Below are 16,330 nucleotides of genomic sequence, written 5' to 3' on the forward strand. Positions count from 1 at the left end.
ATCGAGAGCACTAAATAAAGAACTAATAAACAATTGATTTATGTCAAAAATATAGGGGATGAATTAGGAATCAGCGCGCATCTTCAGGGTTTGCAAGACATCGTAGAGCTTAAGTGGATCTGCTACCATGCTCTCAGATACATCCATGTTGTCGCCATGACGAATGGTTTCTTGTGCATGCACTGACGCGTTTGCCACAACCTCGTCATCCAAACGATAGGCATCGTCATATTGTGACAGTAGCATTGGCCATAACATACGGGATAGATTGAAATCCGCTAGGTGTCCTTCATTGAGCATTTCACCCAGCTTATTCTGTTGAACAATTTGTTGAGCATCCGCCTTTAGAGCGACATTATTGTGAACATTAACGTCTATGAAATCTTCGATAGAACGAAACTTTTCTTCATCCTCAACATGAATATGGTCACGTACGAGGGCATCTTGAAGCATACTCGAAAACAAACTTAAACGTGCAGTTTGTGCAGATCCCGCGCTATTTTGTCCCTCTTCACTTATGTTATCGACGGCACCAATCGCTGAGCTCACCTTTCCTTGGTGTTCAATAAATGTTCTGAGTGATACAAATTGAGCCATATTATTTTTAGAGTACAAATGGGTTGTCGACTATAAGTGTATCGACAAATATGTGATTTTCCTCAAGGGAAACCAGATTGGCGCGATATATTCTTTAACATCCATTTAAAAGTCGCGACCTCGCACTTTCCTATTTCGAGCAAATAACAAGTAAACTATTCAATGGAAAAACTGGATTATTCAGACAAACGCTGCCTGGTTGTAGAAGATAGACGGCCATTTTTACTCTTACTTAAAGGGCTATTGTCTAACCTCGGTGCAAAACGTATAGCAACAGAATTATCAGCTGAGGCGGGTCTAAAAGCGTGTAAAAATACGCGTTACGACATCATCATTTGTGATTTACACTTAGGCGCTAACCGTAAAAACGGTTTTGAACTATTAGAAGAAGTAAGAAAACGTCGACTAGTAAAACCTTCAACCGTTTTCATCATGATCAGTGGTGACAGCGCAAGAGGAATGGTATTGGGGTCGATTGAAAAGCAACCCGATGACTACTTAATCAAACCCTTTTCTCAAGCGCAGTTAAATTCACGAATCACCAGAGCAACAGCACGACGTATTACGCTAGCATCACTGTATAGCCAAATTGATTATGAGAAATATGACCTTGCTATCGAAAATTGTAAGCACTTTTTGGAGGTAGAGCCAAGATATACGTCACATTGTTTGAAAATGTTAGTCAATCTTTACTGGAAAACCAAAAAGTTTGACGCTGCAGAAAAAGTACTTCAGAAAATTTTAGATGAACGCCCCATGCATTGGGCAGCTTGCTCAATGGCAAAAACGCAATTACTGATGCAAAATTATGAGGACGCCATAGACATTGGTAAAAAGGTTATCGACAACTCTGCCAACAGTGTTGAAGCCTACGATATTGTAGCTGAAGCCTATTTACAGTTAGACAAAAAACCCGAAGCCTTAAAGTACATACAAGACGCCTTAAGCCTGTCGCCACTGTCCATTGAACGGCATTTTAGCGTATGTGAAATAGCGAGAGAGAACGACGATTATGAACTGGCAATGGCCAGCGCAAAGTCAATTTATGACCTATCTCAACGGTCTGTGCATAAAAATGTTAATCACTTATGTGGTTACGTTCGAAGTATTCTAGACGTTGCAGAAAATACTAACGACAAAAAGGCAAAAAACCGGCATATGCAAGAAACCTTGTTAACGATGCAGCGATTGCAAAACGATGACCTAGTGAATAGGAAACAAGACGACTTTGACTTCAAAATTTTTGAGTCAATTGTTGTTGCTAGAATGCAATTATTAGATGGCAAGCAAACCGAAGCCAAGCGTAGTTTAGAAGAAGCGCAAATAAGAATAGAAAAAGAATTTACCGAATATCCTATCTCAATGGCCGCCGATAGCCTAAAACTAATGATAGATATGGGTGATTTTGAAGAAGCAAACAAACTCGTAAAGTTGCTCAAAAAGAATACACACAAAATCGATGACGCAATTCAATATTTAATGAATACCGAACTTGAAAATGCGGAAGTGTCCCGCAACAAATATATTGAACATACTAAAAAAGGCATTGCGCTATATAGCAATGGTAACTTTAAAAGTGCATACGACGAATTTAAGCAGGCCAAGACAGTTGCGCCCTTAAACATTGGCGTTAACCTTAATTTGCTACAATGTACCGTTAAGCTTATAAAGTCTGTCAATAAACCTGAAGAAGGACTACTGTCCGAAGCAAGGGAAACCCATCGCTTTGTTAAAAATATGCCGCTTAAGAATACCCATTTAAAGAAATACGAAGAAATGAAAACGGAAGTAGAGGAAACGATAGGCGCTTAGTTGTACTAGCTTAGTATCGGTTTAACACGCCAACGCAGATGTGGCGTTATACGTATGAACAAAAATTAGACTCCTTTAAACATTCGAGAAGAGAATCTGTATTATCCCAAGGACTGATAGAAGAATTCTTGCGCTCGTCTGGCGGATTGTCAGGTAAACTTTCTGACCAACCGCCATGCCCTACCAATGGAAAAAGTGGTCGATTGTGGAGCCATGCTAAACATACTTCAGAAATTGTACCTGCACGCCCCCCAACTACAATACAGGCGTCACCGGAAAGTGCCATTAATAGGTTTCTAGCATCACCCATTCCACAAGGTATTAACACGTTACATGGCCAATCTTCAGCATCTATGTTCGCATTTGGTACAATACTAATTACGTTCCCACCATTCGTATGTGCCGCTTGCGCTGCAGCTCGTGTTGCGGGGCTTCCGCAACCGCTAATTAAAGTAAATCCAAGTTTAGCGATTAAAATCCCTGCTTGTTCCGCCATTAAATAGGCACTTGAGCCTCGCTCAGCACTCCCCAATATACTAATTTGCGGCGGCCGATTTCTAAAATCTCTCATGAGTTATCCTTAAGTTGTTTATTTTCCATACAAATATTACATGCATTACGGATATGGCTAATTAAACAGCCTCAACGCAGCATATTGAAGCAACATGATGGTTTTAGCATCTTTAATTAAACCACTGTCAATCTGCTCTAGTGCTTCAGCAATCGATAGTTCAAACACCTCGATATCTTCCCCCTCTTCAACGTTCCCTCCGCCGCAACTTACCCGGGCTGTAGACTCGTATGACGCAATAAAGAAATGAAGCTTTTCTGTTACTGAACCTGGACTCATATAAGCTTCCAACACTTTGACAGGCTGTTCGATAGCAAACCCCGTTTCTTCTGCAACTTCTTCTCTAATAGCGTCTTCAGGGCTTTTCTGCTCAAGTAACCCAGCAGGGGTTTCAATTAACATACCGTCTTCATTGCCATTCACAAAGGTTGGATATCGAAATTGCTTAATCAGTATTACTGACTGCGTTGAGAGGCTGTAAAGCAGTATCGTTGCTCCGTTTCCTCTATCATAGGTTTCGCGGGATTGGCGTTGCCAACTGCCGTCATTGCGTAAATAATCGAATGTCGTTTTATTTAATATGTACCAATCGTTTGACAACGTTTTCGTTTCAATGACGTTTACTCGATTTAATTTTGACATAACAAACCTTTGCATTATTTCAAACAGACATTATCATGCATTATCGTGCAATTTCATGCAAATGCAAGTAAGGAATATTAAAGTGTTAACTAAACAGCGTAAGCAAATGATTTTAGCAATCCTTGCAAAAGAGGGAAAAATCATCGCAAAGGATGTGGCTTCTAGCCTTAACTTATCTGAAGACACCATTCGTAGGGATTTGCGGGAACTCGCTAAAAATGGCCTATTACAGCGTGTTCACGGCGGAGCATTACCTGCATCTCCGGCGGTAGTAAACTTCGTCAAGCGCGAAGAGATATCTAATGAACAGAAAGTCAATATCGGAAGAAAATGCGCTTCCCTAATTAAGCCCGGTCAAATAGTTATTATCGATGGAGGAACAACAGCGGTCCAGCTAGCGCGGCATTTGCCTATTAACCTAAGCGCAACGATTGTAACTCATAGTCCAAACGTTGCCGTCGAGTTAATTAGTCACGATAAAATTGACGTTGAAATCATTGGCGGGCGCCTTTACAAGCATTCAATGGTTTCGATGGGCGTCAGGGCACTTGAAAACCTAGCACATATTCAAGCAGATGTTTATTTTATGGGAGTCACTGGTGTGCATATAGAAAACGGGCTCACCACAGGTGACTTAGAAGAAGCTTATATGAAACGAGCACTTAGCGACCATGCGGCGGAAACAATTGTTATGGCATCAGATGAAAAAATTCATACCGCTTCAGCATATTTAGTACTGCCAACCATAGATGCAAGTGCGATTGTCGTCAATAAATCTATCGGACAGCAAAAAATGAAAGCGTTTACGGATTTAGGTATAAATGTTATTTATTCTGAATAATACTAACTGTTAAGTCTGCAATTGAAACTTTTTATCAAACACTGATAACCTGCTTTTAGCTACAAAATTTGCATCCCATAAGGAATTTGTATGAAAGGATTCGTGCTTTTATTAACTTGTTTTTTCTTACTATCATGTTCGTCAATTAACGATATATTGCATCACACAGAATGTTTTGACACTGAAAGCGACGCGCAACGCATCGGTGATGAACTTTTTCAGCACGGATTTAATAATAAAGTGAGTTATTGGTTAACAGGGGATTCAAACAATAGAATTCCTGGACTCGGCCTGCAATATGGGGGATTTGATCCAAAACCTTAATGCCCAAGTGGCGGGTATCCAATTTTAGTCTATTTCGACAGCAGTAAATCCCACTTAGATACAGATAACGTTCAACGCTGGTCGAAAGTAGTATTAGATTCTATGTTGCGTGAAAGGACACGAAATTAAACCACAGAAATATACAGGTTTTACTTAGGCGTTCTGCTTGTTCTTTTACCCATACTCGCCACCATCGCGCCAATAATCACGAATATGGCACCAATGTACGCTAGGGTATCCATTTCGGCGTCAAAATAGACGTCTGGTGCAATATAAATAGCTAACTTGTTAGATAAATACGTAAAAATTGGCGCAATAGAAATAACCGCACTTACTTTAGATGTATCCCAAATGTGCATTGCACGAGTAAATGCGCCATAACCAATAACGGTGTTAAAACAACAAAATATTAGTGCTACCCACTGCCACTCAGATAAGTTAGCCAAACTCAAAAATTGGCTAAACGGGATAAGCAATAAGCCACCTAATACATAAATAACAAGCGTTAATTGACGACTAGTAAAGGAGACAAGTAAACGTTTTTGGGCAAGTGCATATGACGCCCAAGCAACAGCAGAAAATACAACTAAAACCACTCCTTCAATTGACTCTTGACTAGATGACAAAATAATTGGAATACGTTGATTAAAGAACAAACCAAGGCCACCAAATAGCATTATTGCACCAATAAGCTGTATTCGGCTAAAGGTTTCTTTATATAAAAATACCCCACCAAGCAATAATATGAATGGCGCAAGTTGCAATACTAATTGCACGGTAGCGGGACTAATATACGCCAACGCCTCGACATTGGTGATGTAATTCGCCAGCAAAAATATAGTGCTGATAAAAAGTAAACACCATATAAATCGGCTCCCCTGCCGAAGTTTAGGCATGTCTTTAGCAATCAACACACTGAACAAAACAAACAATGCAGAAAAAAGAAACCTGACAGCAGTAATCGTATAAGCATCGGTTGTTACCAACAGCAATTTCAGCACAACCGGCAACACACCCCACATAAGGGCAGTAACAAATGCTAATAAAAAACCAAGCGCAGAATTGCTCAACCTACTTGACCAAGCTCTGGCAACTTACAACGATAAAAAGCTAGTGTAGCAGCGAATATTATTTTACTTCCCATTCAATAAGATCAATGACATCCTGACGATATTCACCAATTTCTTTAACTAGTTTATTTTGTTGCTTTTCAGATGACAGTGTCAATACTGTTAATAACATTGATACCTTTGCGTGTGCGTTTTTCTCGAAAACATCTACTAGTGCCTCTGAGCGGTATTGTTCAGGGTTATTAATCAGCTCATACAACTCAGCCTTAAATACTGCTTCATTCTGACGCCCTAAAAACGCTTGCTTCAATACGGCTTGATAATCTTTGTAATAATCAAGCCATAGTTGCCTGCTAGGTAGGAAGCTTGAATAACTGTTTTTAACAAATTGTTTTTGCTCATCATTCAAGCGCCCTATCCAATCTGAAGCATCATCTTTAAACGCCTTAAACCAATTATTTTGTTGTCGAGATGCTGTTTTTGCTAACTCATCAGCAAGTTCTTCCTGTTCTTCCTCCAATTTTTCAGCCAAGGCAATAAAAAACTCATCTACTTGTTTATCATTTAATGACATTGCCATATCTACTAAGTCGCTAGAAATATGTGCTCGAATGCGTTCCCAATGCGCCCGCGCTTTATGTCGGTGATACAAAATGCGCTCAAAACTCATTTGTTGCGACCCTAGATCTGCTATGACTTCATCTAAATGTGCTAAATATTTGGGCATTTCTGTTGATTTATGCCATATCAACCAATTGTGTAGATGTTTGTCGAAAGTGGCCTCTTGCTCATCTGTAAATTCAATATAGTCGTCTAGGTACCAATAAATTAACCAATCAAAATTTTTGTAAGTGAATTTAGTTGAACACCCAGCAAGCATGAACACAGATAAAAGCACCATTAATATTTTTTTCACGCCGACATTTCCTTCAGATTTATTTTTATTGTCATTTTTTGCTATCTTATTAAGCGTAATCGTTTGAATTTACGTATGGCATACCAAAATACGAATTCATTGCAGGTAGTTAGATTTGCTTTTTCAATCCTAGTGAAAAATTAGCAACATCTGCATGTAGCAACTTGCTTCCATTTGAACTTTATTACTTAGTACGACCAAATAAAATAAAAAGGATTCATATGGCTATAAAAAAAATTGCGGTACTTACCTCTGGTGGTGACGCACCGGGCATGAATGCTTGTATTCGCGCAGTATGTTTAGCCGCTATTAGCGTTGGCGCAGACGTTATTGGTTACAAATACGGTTACAATGGTCTGTTAAAACAAGAATATATTCCATTAGATCAGTATGTCGTTCGAAATCTACTGCAACGCGGCGGCACCATTTTACACAGCGCGCGTTGCGAAAAATTTAAGCACCCTGAGCAAATAGAACTTGCTGCAAAACACTTGGAAGACATCAACGTTGATGGGCTTGTGGTGATTGGTGGTGATGGCTCTTTCAGAGGGGCAAAAAAATTACAGGCGGTCTGGGATAAACCGGTTATTGGTGTGCCAGGCACTATTGACAATGACATCACAGGTACTGATTACACGGTTGGGTATCACACAGCAATCCAGACTGCGGTAGAAAGCCTAGACAAAGTGAGAGACACCGCAGAAGCATTTGAACGTATTTTCGTCGTAGACGTTATGGGTAGAGAAGCTGGATATATCGCCTTAAACTCGGCCATTTCTGCAGGTGCTGACCATGTATTGCTGCCAGAAACATTTACATCCGCCGCAGAAGAGTTAGTAAAAATATTAGATAAATTAGACAAGCGCAGAAAAAACCGCGCAAATAAAAGCCATATTATAGTGATAACAGAAAACTTATGGCCAGGCGGCTTAAATGTGTTGGCGGATTCTTTACAAGCAGAGTCTGGTGTCGATGTCAGAATACTGACTTTAGGTCATGTTCAGCGTGGCGGCTCACCGGTTTGGCAAGATAGATTGCTAGCCACTAAATTAGGCACTTATGCAGTGGAACTCATTCAGCAAAATGAAAAAGGCATGATGTCGGCTATTAGTCATCGCTTACCCGCAGCAATACCACTAAACGATGATACTTTAACACGCAAAGAATTGAACACTTACTCAATGAAAATTAGAGACGAAATAACACTTTTAGGCTAGCTAAATCTAGCTAGCCTAAAAGCATTCGACCGCATTAATATTGGATATTGGCGCGTTTAAACCAATGTACCCACCACCACATAGGACCCACTAGCAAATAACGCAAATCTTCCAAAAATGATGGCTGTTTACCTTCAATTTTATGGCCAACAAATTGAATAACCCACATAAACACAAACAATGCGATGCAAAAATACAAAACATTAATGCCCGCATTTGCCAACGCGACTAACCCCACAAAAACTCCTATGGTTAACAGCGTCATAGCGGCACCCATGGCACCTGATAACTTGAAGTAATACATTAACACTGGTACGGCTAGTATATGCGCCCAAGTAATATTCATTGCTGCAATAAATGCTGGTACCGGAATAAGCCAAACGAGTCCAATCGTGACGAAGTAAATACTCGGTACTGCAATCGCGTGAATTAATACATTTGTCCTGTTTTGGTGGCTTTCACTATAACGGTTGATCAACCGTTCCACTTCTCTCATGACATCACCTCCAACTTTTATGGCAACACAACCACATAAAAACCATTCAACAACCGTTAACATTTACATTACATAAATAACACTGGTATGACAAGCGTATTATTTATGCTAATTAGCGAGCCGATTGAAAAATCATATGCTGCAACTTTTACCATCTAGCGGCGTAAATCGCTTATGAAAACTAACTTTAGGAGTTTTTCTGATGAGCGATACCAGAGCTGAAAGCAAATTGACATGGAGCGTATGTATTTTATTTACGCTTGCCTTTATAATGTTGTACAACGCGTTTGGCAGCAACGAAAAAAATACTCAATACCCGTCACAAGCTATTCCTCAACAACTAAAAGAAATTGTTGAACATGATACGTTGACACCTAAGAACAAGGAAACGATGCTTCCTGCCGCTCAAACACCAGAGAAAACTTTTTTAAAAGAAAGTTTAAAGTGACACCTGACAGATATTGCGGAATATCTATCAGCTACAATCAAAATACCCAAGCTATTCACTTCCCATAAGTGACCTTGAACTGACTCGCTTACCCGAGCCTTTTGAAACTAACAAGGATAATTTATGAGCTGTTTTAAATTTCTGCCGTATTAAGCCGCATGCTTACAACTATTAAAAACGACAACTATAAGAAACGACAGGGAACAACAATGACAATAAAGCAGAATAAATGGCTAAAGGCTGCAGCGAGTGCTTCACTGCTCGCTTTGGCTTTGCCCAGCATAGCTGACGACCATAAACAAACTGATACAAAACAAAGCACTGAAAGTGTTTTGACGTACAAAGACTTGTTCAATATTGAATATGCCGCCAATCTGACCATGATGCCTGATGGCGAACATGTGATCTATGAACGCCGCAGTATGGATATTATGACCGATAGCCAGCGCATCAACTTATGGAAAGTGTCGCTAGACGGTGAAACTCACTTACCTTTGTTGTCTGATACAAAAAACCACTTTAGTCCCGTGTTTTCAAAAGACGGAAAAAAGCTTGCTTATTTGTCGAGTAAAGAAGGCAACGTACAGATATATGTGCGCGACCTTGCTACGGGTAGTACTGCGCGAGTAACAGATGTCGCGATGTCACCTAGCGGGCTGAGTTTTTCACCCGATGGCAAGCAACTAGCCTTCGTGATGTTCACGCCAGATAAACCCAAGCCATTGTTTAAACTAGACTTTAAACCAAAAGACGCAAAATGGGCGAAGGACGCGCAATATATTGACCAAACATTATTTCAACGAGATGGCAGTGGTATGAAGCGCCCGGGTAATATGCATGTTTATGTTGTTCCTAGTATTGGTGGCACACCACGCCAAATTACGTCGGGTAAGCATGATTTTGCAAATACCATTGCTTGGAGTATGGATGGAAAGCACCTTGTTGTGTCGGTTAACTTGCGTGAAGACAGCGATTTTGATGTGTTTAACTCAGATTTGCATAAAGTAAATGTTGAAAGCGGAGAAATAACATCACTGACGACAAGCAGCGGTCCTGAAAGCTCACCAATGCTTAGTCCTAAAGGCGATAAGATTGCATTTATTGGGTTTGAGGACAATGGTAAGTCGAACCAAATTACTCACCTGTATGCAATGAATGCTGATGGCAGCAATATTGCGTCTTTAACACCAGATTTAGACCGTTCTGTGTCTAACATCAACTGGGCAAGTAATGGCAAAGGCTTATATTTCACCTATGATAGCGAAGGCAAAAAACACCTAGCCTACGTAAGTTTGTCCGGTAAGATGAAGGTGGTATCTGATGCCCTTGGTGGACAGAGTATCGGGCGCCCTTACACCTCAGGCGACTATGCTTTTTCAAGTAAAGGCGAGGTTGTGATTACTTTGTCATCAGGTGATCGCCCTGCCGATTTAGCACTGGTAAATAAGCGCGGAAAAGTATCTACGCTTACTGATTTAAATAGTGACGTGTTTGATCATAAAACGCTAGAGAAGCCAGAACTTATGACACTGAAAAGCACCGTTGACGAGCGCGAATTGATGGCGTGGATTGTAAAGCCACCAAAATTTGATCCAAATAAAAAATACCCGCTGATTTTGGAAATACATGGCGGCCCGCACACGGCTTATGGTCCTGAATTTTCAGCAGAAGTGCAAATGTTTGCAGCAGCAGGTTACGTTGTCGTGTATGGCAATCCACGTGGTTCGACTTCACAAGGTGAAGAGTTTGCTAACTTAATTGATAAAAACTACCCATCGCAAGACTACAATGACCTGATGGACATGGTCGATGGCGTGATTGGGAAAGGCTATGTAGACGAAGAAAACTTGTTTGTTACGGGTGGCTCAGGCGGTGGTGTATTGACCGCATGGATTATTGCAAAGACCGATCGCTTTAAAGCCGCAGTGGTTGCAAAGCCAGTGATTAACTGGGTAAGTATGATTGGTACGTCAGACATATACACCTTTATGACCCGCTATTGGTTTACGGACTTACCCTGGAATGACATAGACCAATATTGGAAGCGCTCACCCTTAAGCTTAGTTGGCAATGTAAAAACGCCAACGATGGTACTTACCGGTGAGTTAGATGTTCGAACGCCAATGGCAGAAAGCGAACAATATTATGGTGCATTGCGTTTAGAAGGTGTTGAAAGTTCGTTAGTCCGTATTCAGGGCGCATATCACGGCATTGCCGCCAAACCCTCTAATTTAGCGCGAAAAATAGGCTATATTGTTGCTTGGTTTGATAAATATAAGGATGAGGATGTAAAACAAAGCAATTAGACTTGTCGTCGTATAGTACGCAAATGCAGCCCTATAAAGATAAATAGTGTTATGTTCTTTGCTCAACGAGATGTGATTGTTACTATGCGGCACATAATAACTAACACAAATATGAGTCTGTTGGATTTATCTGTATGACTAAAGCTAAAAAAATCACACGCGACAATATCGCAGTAAAATATAAAGTTTCACCCACTAGCCTTGCAGAACATATTTTTTCTGTGTCGTTAAGCATATCTGCAAACGAGTTACGCTCGTTAACGCTTAGCCTACCTGCTTGGATCCCTGGCAGTTACATGATAAGAGACTTTGCTCGCAATATCTTAGACATATCCTGTACCAATGAAAAAGTTCACATTACACCCATTGATAAACAGACTTGGCACGTAAGCAATAAATCCGATATAGCGCTTGGCGATATCCAAATAAATTATCATGTGTTTGCGTTTGATTTGTCAGTCAGAAGTGCATACATCAACGACGAATATGCGTTTTTTAATGGCACCAGTGTTTTTCTTAAAGTGCATGAGTTTGAAAACAACAAACATATCGTCACGATTGATAAAACAGACACAATGCCTTGGGCAGAGATTGTTACGTCGATGCCATGCGATGATACATCCTCCCCTAGTGACAATTTGCGGGTGTTTTCATGTGACAACTACTGTAGTGTCATCGATCATCCCGTACTTATTGGTAAGTGCACACGAAAGTCGTTTGATGTGGATGGCGTAACGTTTCACTTAGTATTTACGGGTGAGCACGATTTAAATATGTCACGCATGTGCAATGACCTTGCGCCTATTTGCCGTCATCACATGCAGTTATTCGGTGATATGCCAGTCGATGAATATTGGTTTATCACGCTACTATGTAAAGATGGTTTTGGCGGCTTAGAGCATAGTGCGAGTACTATATTGCAATACGCGGTTAGCGCCTTGCCAAAATCTAACGAACAACAAGGCATGGACGACGGCTATCGAGACTTTTTGAGCCTATGTTCACATGAACTATTTCATTTATGGCATGTAAAACGCAATAAACCTGATGTATATGTGCAACCAGATTTAAGCCAAGAAGTGTATTCTCCACAATTGTGGATTTATGAAGGTTTTACATCGCTTTACGACGATTTGACCTTGGCCCGCACAGGTATAATATCACCAGAAGGTTACTGCCAAATTCTTGGTCAAAATATCACTCGCCTGCTACGCAATCCTGGCCGACATAAACAAAGTGTTGCGGAATCTAGTTTTTATGCGTGGACCAAGTTTTATAAACAAGACGCCAGCTCAGTAAACCATATAGTGAGCTACTATTTAAAAGGCGGTATTGTCGCATTGGCTTTAGATATTAGAATTCGTGAACTGAGTAAAAATACGTGCAATTTAGATACAGTAATGCAAGAAATTTGGAAGCAATACGGTGCAAAGGATATAGGGACGCCAAATACACTTATTCATGATATCTGCCGAGATAGTTTAGACATGGATATTGCGCCATTCTTAGATACTGCTGTCGAAACCACGATGGATTTACCCTTATCTCAATTATTAAATGCATTGGGCTTGCACTTGCACCTTCGCGCTCGTTCAGGAAACGACGACAAAGGCGGAAAGCCAGCGGAAATAGAGATAGCGAGAGACTTTGGCGCATTAAGCAAAGATCAACCGGTTGGCACCATGATAACGCAAGTGCTAGAAGGACGAGCGGCATGCGACGCTGGATTGCAATTACAGGACAATCTAATTGCAATTAACAATGTAGAAGTAAATAGCAAAAACCTAGGCAGAGAGTTAAATGCCTTACATATTGGCAGTGAATGCGACCTTTGTGTATTGCGAGATGGGCGACTACTGCATTTGAAAATGCCGGTCAGAGAAGCAATTAAAGATACATGCTACATCACTATAGATGACGCAGATACATTTAAAAAATGGCTTACTTTACTCTAGTGTATCCAACAAGAGCGCGGGATCAAGGCGCTCTTTAAACCAGTTAATACGCCAATCCAAATGCGGGCCCGTTACACGGCCGGTTGCTCCTATTTCTGCAATTAGTTCGCCCTGCTCTACTCGCTGCCCTTCTTTTACATGTATTTTACTCAAGTGAATAAAAGTGGAAGATACGCCAAATCCGTGGTCGATTAATAGGGTACCACCAGAATAATACATGTCAGCATGCGCTAAGGTAACAATACCGCCAATTGGCGCAACCACTGGCTCACCGACCTTATTCGCTATGTCCAAGCCAAAGTGTGGACGCTTAGGCTCACCATTGAAGTAACGTTGACTACCATAAACGCCTGAAATTCTGCCTTTTGCTGGCATAATTAAATCTGACAAAAAGTCATTTAAGTCACTATTTGTTTGTCTTGCTTTGGCAACAGCGGCATTGTCGTTGCGGATCCTTGCTAACACCGCCTGTGGTGGGCTAACGTATTTCTTTGCCACACCTTCAATTTTGTCTATCTTATAAATACGCTTTTCTAAATTAATAAGGTGTTTACTAGGCAATTCCATACTAGGTGATTGCCATTTTAAGACGTTTTTTAGCGTGGCATCACGACCAAACCCAATGACAAAATCACCTGTCGAAGATACTTTCACCGGCTTTTCGTTCAGCCAAATTTGCGTACCTGCTTCGACTTTTCCTCGAATTAAGCTGCCTTGTGTTAGTTTTCCGTTCAGCACTGGCTGGTGAATGTGTGCATCCGATGCATACGTATATGCATTCGTCAAAATTAACATCACACAACTGAAAAAGACGCTACGCACCGGCGACAATCGCTCCTTTCCCAACACCTTCAAATGCTCGGACTTGAATACTATCGGGGTTACCATGCTTTAATACTTCGTATACATGTTGCGCTATACATTCGACAGTTGAATCGTATTCAATGAGATCACATGCACTTTTAGGCATCGCTAGCTCAAACTTTCCTTGAGACGCTTCATATTGAAAGCATAAGTGTGTTTCGTCACTAATACCTGCTTGCTTCACATCTAATTCATCAGCGGTTATAAGATCTTCCGTCGTACCAATGTAAATATCTCGCCAACGATCTGCCCATTGTTGCTCCAACAAAAAATCACGTTCGTCATTACGATAAATCATTATTTTTGAACGATGCCCGTGCGCTATGCGTTGACAATTACCTTCATGCTTTTTAAGCCCATGCGTGTAATGATAAAATGGAGACGTAATTTCTTCAGCTCTCAGAAATATATCAATACCCTGTACATTTTCTGGTAAGTGCGTCGCAATAATATCTTTCAAATAAGCAATAACACTCGGCCTATCGATAATTGAGGAATACACAAACGCATATGCCTCTGGTGGGCAAAACAAATGAATCGTCTTATCATCAGCATATGTAAATTCAACGTTTACACGCCCAAGTTCATCATCATGCGTAATTTGGGTACCGTCATATTCTGCGGGAATCACTAGTTTGTGGTCAACGTACTCATCAATGATGCCTTTCAACTGCTTTTTTACGATACCAAAATCCTGGATCATACTTTCGTCATTTAAACCGCCATCAAGAATAATATCGACTATCCAACTTTCACCTACCATGCCACGTTCAGGGCATAAATAAGAAAAATCCATAATAGTTAAATCATTCACAAAAAGCTTCATTCGTTGTTTTCCTGCGCTTGTTGTTCAGCCTTGAGCAATTGGTCTTTTAAATTTGGTGGTATCCCTTGAATCGTAATTCTGTCGTTTACTACATCAAAATGCACCCTATCGCCCAGCAACTTACGATCAAAGCTGATATTTACGCCAGCGCCCGCGCCTGAAAACTTTTTCATCGCGGTAAGCATACTTCGGTCGGCCTGAAAGCTTTTCTCTAGGGGCTCAGCCTGCTTAGCATTGTAAGAAGAAAAGCTTGCTTCAGTAGTATCATTTTTAGGCAGAACATCATCTAACTCAGCAATATATATGTCTTCGCCAAGGTCAATTTTTTGTTTGTAATACTGTGCAACGGCTTCACGATGTTGGTGTTTTTCATTTGGATCGACCTGTTCAACCGCTAAAAACTCGTCAACTTGCTGCACGAGTCGTTTGTTCTGTTGCTTAATATCGACTAACTCTTCACAACCCACAAATTGCATGAAAAAATCAGATACTTTACGACCCATTCTTCCCTTTAAAAAGGAAATATAGCGATTAAGTTCAGGCTGTATCTCAAAATCCGTTAAATCTATGCGAATGGCAATTTGCATTTTACTCAAATCTAGATGTTGACTCTGGCTAATTTCTAAGTGCTGATTTACTTCAACATGATCCTTGGTATCAAGCATTGCGATCAATAAATAACGGGTTGCTAAGTATTCATATTGACTAAATATCACATAACCGGTTTCAACCATGCCTTCATTAACAATGCTTTCTAGTAGGCGACTACCTGCTTGCAAGCTGAATTCGTGGAAATCAACCGTTTCGGCTATGCAACTTTTAAGTAAGTCGTTAAAGTCAGGGTTTTCTTCGACAAAACCACCCACACCTTTACCCGGCTTAGCATTAAAAGTGGAATGAAGTTGTTCAGCCAAGTTACTGATGTGCTCATTAATATCGAATACACTGCCACGAGGCAAAAAATGCAATTTTCCATCATCTGATAATAAGATGCGATGTACAACGAACTGCTCAACACTCGTACTCATATATAAAGTAATAACCCTGTTTTAATTAGAATGGCGAATATTTCATCAAATTCGAACGAAATACGGCCGAAAACGACAAAAGTTGGTGAAAGCCTTAACTGGCTTTATACTATCCGACTATATTTGGGCAATTGTAACGAGTTTTCGTTAAAAAAACAGGACTATTAATGCCAATTCAGTCTCGCTATACCAATGAAGAATTTGAACGCCTTATGCAAGAAGTATTTATAACCTTGGAGCGAAACGAAGCCGATCGAGACTTGTCATTAATGGCCCTAGGTAATGTGATTGCAACTATATTTACTCAACAAGTGAATGAAAACGATAGAGATGCTATGGTAGAAAAATTCTGTCAGGTATTAAAAAAATCTGCATCATCTAAGTAATACCTTAGTTGGGCCGTCCAATATTGAAGTA

Annotated in this window: 17 protein-coding genes; 8 read left to right on the top strand and 9 right to left on the bottom strand. The window is 40.4% G+C overall.

The features are described 5' to 3' along the window. Positions 1-63: 63 nt before the first annotated feature. Positions 64-597, bottom strand: coding sequence for a hypothetical protein (locus QQK00_RS06295; protein WP_284216631.1), 534 nt, complete (start codon positions 595-597; stop codon positions 64-66). Positions 598-759: 162 nt separating this feature from the next. Here QQK00_RS06295 and QQK00_RS06300 point away from each other — a divergent pair, with 162 nt between their 5' ends. Further along, positions 760-2,409, top strand: coding sequence for a response regulator (locus QQK00_RS06300; RefSeq protein ID WP_284216632.1), 1,650 nt, complete (start codon positions 760-762; stop codon positions 2,407-2,409). A 46-nt stretch (positions 2,410-2,455) separates the two neighbouring features. On the opposite strand, the gene QQK00_RS06305 is transcribed toward QQK00_RS06300, so the two are convergent. Together QQK00_RS06305 and QQK00_RS06310 are read right to left on the bottom strand one after the other, a co-directional pair. Next, positions 2,456-2,980, bottom strand: coding sequence for an SLOG cluster 4 domain-containing protein (locus QQK00_RS06305; protein ID WP_284216633.1), 525 nt, complete (start codon positions 2,978-2,980; stop codon positions 2,456-2,458). Positions 2,981-3,037: 57 nt separating this feature from the next. Beyond that, a complete protein-coding gene (locus QQK00_RS06310) occupies positions 3,038-3,622 on the bottom strand; it encodes an NUDIX domain-containing protein (protein ID WP_284216634.1) in 585 nt (194 codons plus the stop codon). Positions 3,623-3,704: 82 nt separating this feature from the next. Between QQK00_RS06310 and QQK00_RS06315 the strand changes: the two genes are divergently transcribed. Both QQK00_RS06315 and QQK00_RS06320 read left to right on the top strand, forming a co-directional pair. After that, a complete protein-coding gene (locus QQK00_RS06315) occupies positions 3,705-4,463 on the top strand; it encodes a DeoR/GlpR family DNA-binding transcription regulator (protein WP_284216635.1) in 759 nt (252 codons plus the stop codon). Positions 4,464-4,553: 90 nt separating this feature from the next. Beyond that, positions 4,554-4,787 carry a hypothetical protein gene (locus QQK00_RS06320; RefSeq protein WP_284216636.1) on the top strand — a complete coding sequence of 78 codons (234 nt, stop codon included), beginning with the start codon at positions 4,554-4,556 and terminating at the stop codon, positions 4,785-4,787. Between the two features lie 149 nt (positions 4,788-4,936). Here the strand turns inward: QQK00_RS06320 and QQK00_RS06325 are convergent, their stop codons facing one another. Both QQK00_RS06325 and QQK00_RS06330 read right to left on the bottom strand, forming a co-directional pair. Next, on the bottom strand, positions 4,937-5,857 hold the full coding sequence (locus tag QQK00_RS06325; protein ID WP_284216637.1) for a DMT family transporter: 921 nt from the start codon (positions 5,855-5,857) through the stop codon (positions 4,937-4,939). A gap of 58 nt (positions 5,858-5,915) precedes the next feature. Then, on the bottom strand, positions 5,916-6,773 hold the full coding sequence (locus QQK00_RS06330; protein ID WP_284216638.1) for a DUF6279 family lipoprotein: 858 nt from the start codon (positions 6,771-6,773) through the stop codon (positions 5,916-5,918). Between the two features lie 221 nt (positions 6,774-6,994). Here QQK00_RS06330 and QQK00_RS06335 point away from each other — a divergent pair, with 221 nt between their 5' ends. Next, positions 6,995-7,990, top strand: a complete 996-nt coding sequence (locus QQK00_RS06335) for an ATP-dependent 6-phosphofructokinase (RefSeq protein WP_284216639.1) — start codon at positions 6,995-6,997, stop codon at positions 7,988-7,990. Between the two features lie 34 nt (positions 7,991-8,024). On the opposite strand, the gene QQK00_RS06340 is transcribed toward QQK00_RS06335, so the two are convergent. Next, the gene (locus QQK00_RS06340; RefSeq protein WP_284216640.1) at positions 8,025-8,486 is read right to left on the bottom strand and encodes an Mpo1 family 2-hydroxy fatty acid dioxygenase; all 462 of its coding nucleotides are present in this window, start codon (positions 8,484-8,486) and stop codon (positions 8,025-8,027) included. Between the two features lie 202 nt (positions 8,487-8,688). Here QQK00_RS06340 and QQK00_RS06345 point away from each other — a divergent pair, with 202 nt between their 5' ends. The 3 genes from QQK00_RS06345 (at position 8,689) to QQK00_RS06355 (ending at position 13,195) form a co-directional block, all read left to right on the top strand. After that, positions 8,689-8,934, top strand: a complete 246-nt coding sequence (locus QQK00_RS06345) for a hypothetical protein (RefSeq protein WP_284216641.1) — start codon at positions 8,689-8,691, stop codon at positions 8,932-8,934. A gap of 209 nt (positions 8,935-9,143) precedes the next feature. After that, complete coding sequence (locus tag QQK00_RS06350) at positions 9,144-11,240, top strand: S9 family peptidase (protein WP_284216642.1); 2,097 nt, start codon at positions 9,144-9,146, stop codon at positions 11,238-11,240. A gap of 134 nt (positions 11,241-11,374) precedes the next feature. Continuing rightward, positions 11,375-13,195 carry a M61 family metallopeptidase gene (locus QQK00_RS06355; protein ID WP_284216643.1) on the top strand — a complete coding sequence of 607 codons (1,821 nt, stop codon included), beginning with the start codon at positions 11,375-11,377 and terminating at the stop codon, positions 13,193-13,195. On the opposite strand, the gene QQK00_RS06360 is transcribed toward QQK00_RS06355, so the two are convergent. From QQK00_RS06360 to yejK, 3 genes are read right to left on the bottom strand one after another with little or no spacing between them, the layout of a single operon-like run. Beyond that, a complete protein-coding gene (locus QQK00_RS06360) occupies positions 13,187-13,990 on the bottom strand; it encodes a M23 family metallopeptidase (protein WP_284217572.1) in 804 nt (267 codons plus the stop codon). The genes QQK00_RS06355 and QQK00_RS06360 overlap by 9 nt on opposite strands. Positions 13,991-14,009: 19 nt before the next feature. Beyond that, positions 14,010-14,885, bottom strand: coding sequence for a 6-carboxytetrahydropterin synthase (locus QQK00_RS06365; protein ID WP_284216644.1), 876 nt, complete (start codon positions 14,883-14,885; stop codon positions 14,010-14,012). Next, on the bottom strand, positions 14,882-15,913 hold the full coding sequence (gene yejK / locus QQK00_RS06370; protein ID WP_284216645.1) for a nucleoid-associated protein YejK: 1,032 nt from the start codon (positions 15,911-15,913) through the stop codon (positions 14,882-14,884). Before yejK ends, QQK00_RS06365 begins: the two co-directional genes overlap by 4 nt. A gap of 167 nt (positions 15,914-16,080) precedes the next feature. Between yejK and QQK00_RS06375 the strand changes: the two genes are divergently transcribed. Then, complete coding sequence (locus tag QQK00_RS06375; protein ID WP_284216646.1) at positions 16,081-16,299, top strand: YejL family protein; 219 nt, start codon at positions 16,081-16,083, stop codon at positions 16,297-16,299. Positions 16,300-16,330 lie beyond the last annotated feature (31 nt).

This window comes from Agaribacter marinus, from assembly GCF_030160655.1.
Taxonomy (GTDB): Bacteria; Pseudomonadota; Gammaproteobacteria; order Enterobacterales; family Alteromonadaceae; genus Glaciecola; species Glaciecola marina.

Coding starts and splice junctions, on each gene's coding strand:
- QQK00_RS06295 (WP_284216631.1), bottom strand. CDS start 597: ATGGCTCAATTTGTATCACTCAGAACATTTATTGAACACCAAGGAAAG.
- QQK00_RS06300 (WP_284216632.1), top strand. CDS start 760: ATGGAAAAACTGGATTATTCAGACAAACGCTGCCTGGTTGTAGAAGAT.
- QQK00_RS06305 (WP_284216633.1), bottom strand. CDS start 2,980: ATGAGAGATTTTAGAAATCGGCCGCCGCAAATTAGTATATTGGGGAGT.
- QQK00_RS06310 (WP_284216634.1), bottom strand. CDS start 3,622: ATGTCAAAATTAAATCGAGTAAACGTCATTGAAACGAAAACGTTGTCA.
- QQK00_RS06320 (WP_284216636.1), top strand. CDS start 4,554: ATGAAAGGATTCGTGCTTTTATTAACTTGTTTTTTCTTACTATCATGT.
- QQK00_RS06335 (WP_284216639.1), top strand. CDS start 6,995: ATGGCTATAAAAAAAATTGCGGTACTTACCTCTGGTGGTGACGCACCG.
- QQK00_RS06340 (WP_284216640.1), bottom strand. CDS start 8,486: ATGAGAGAAGTGGAACGGTTGATCAACCGTTATAGTGAAAGCCACCAA.
- QQK00_RS06345 (WP_284216641.1), top strand. CDS start 8,689: ATGAGCGATACCAGAGCTGAAAGCAAATTGACATGGAGCGTATGTATT.
- QQK00_RS06350 (WP_284216642.1), top strand. CDS start 9,144: ATGACAATAAAGCAGAATAAATGGCTAAAGGCTGCAGCGAGTGCTTCA.
- QQK00_RS06355 (WP_284216643.1), top strand. CDS start 11,375: ATGACTAAAGCTAAAAAAATCACACGCGACAATATCGCAGTAAAATAT.
- QQK00_RS06360 (WP_284217572.1), bottom strand. CDS start 13,990: ATGTTAATTTTGACGAATGCATATACGTATGCATCGGATGCACACATT.
- QQK00_RS06365 (WP_284216644.1), bottom strand. CDS start 14,885: ATGAAGCTTTTTGTGAATGATTTAACTATTATGGATTTTTCTTATTTA.
- yejK (WP_284216645.1), bottom strand. CDS start 15,913: ATGAGTACGAGTGTTGAGCAGTTCGTTGTACATCGCATCTTATTATCA.
- QQK00_RS06375 (WP_284216646.1), top strand. CDS start 16,081: ATGCCAATTCAGTCTCGCTATACCAATGAAGAATTTGAACGCCTTATG.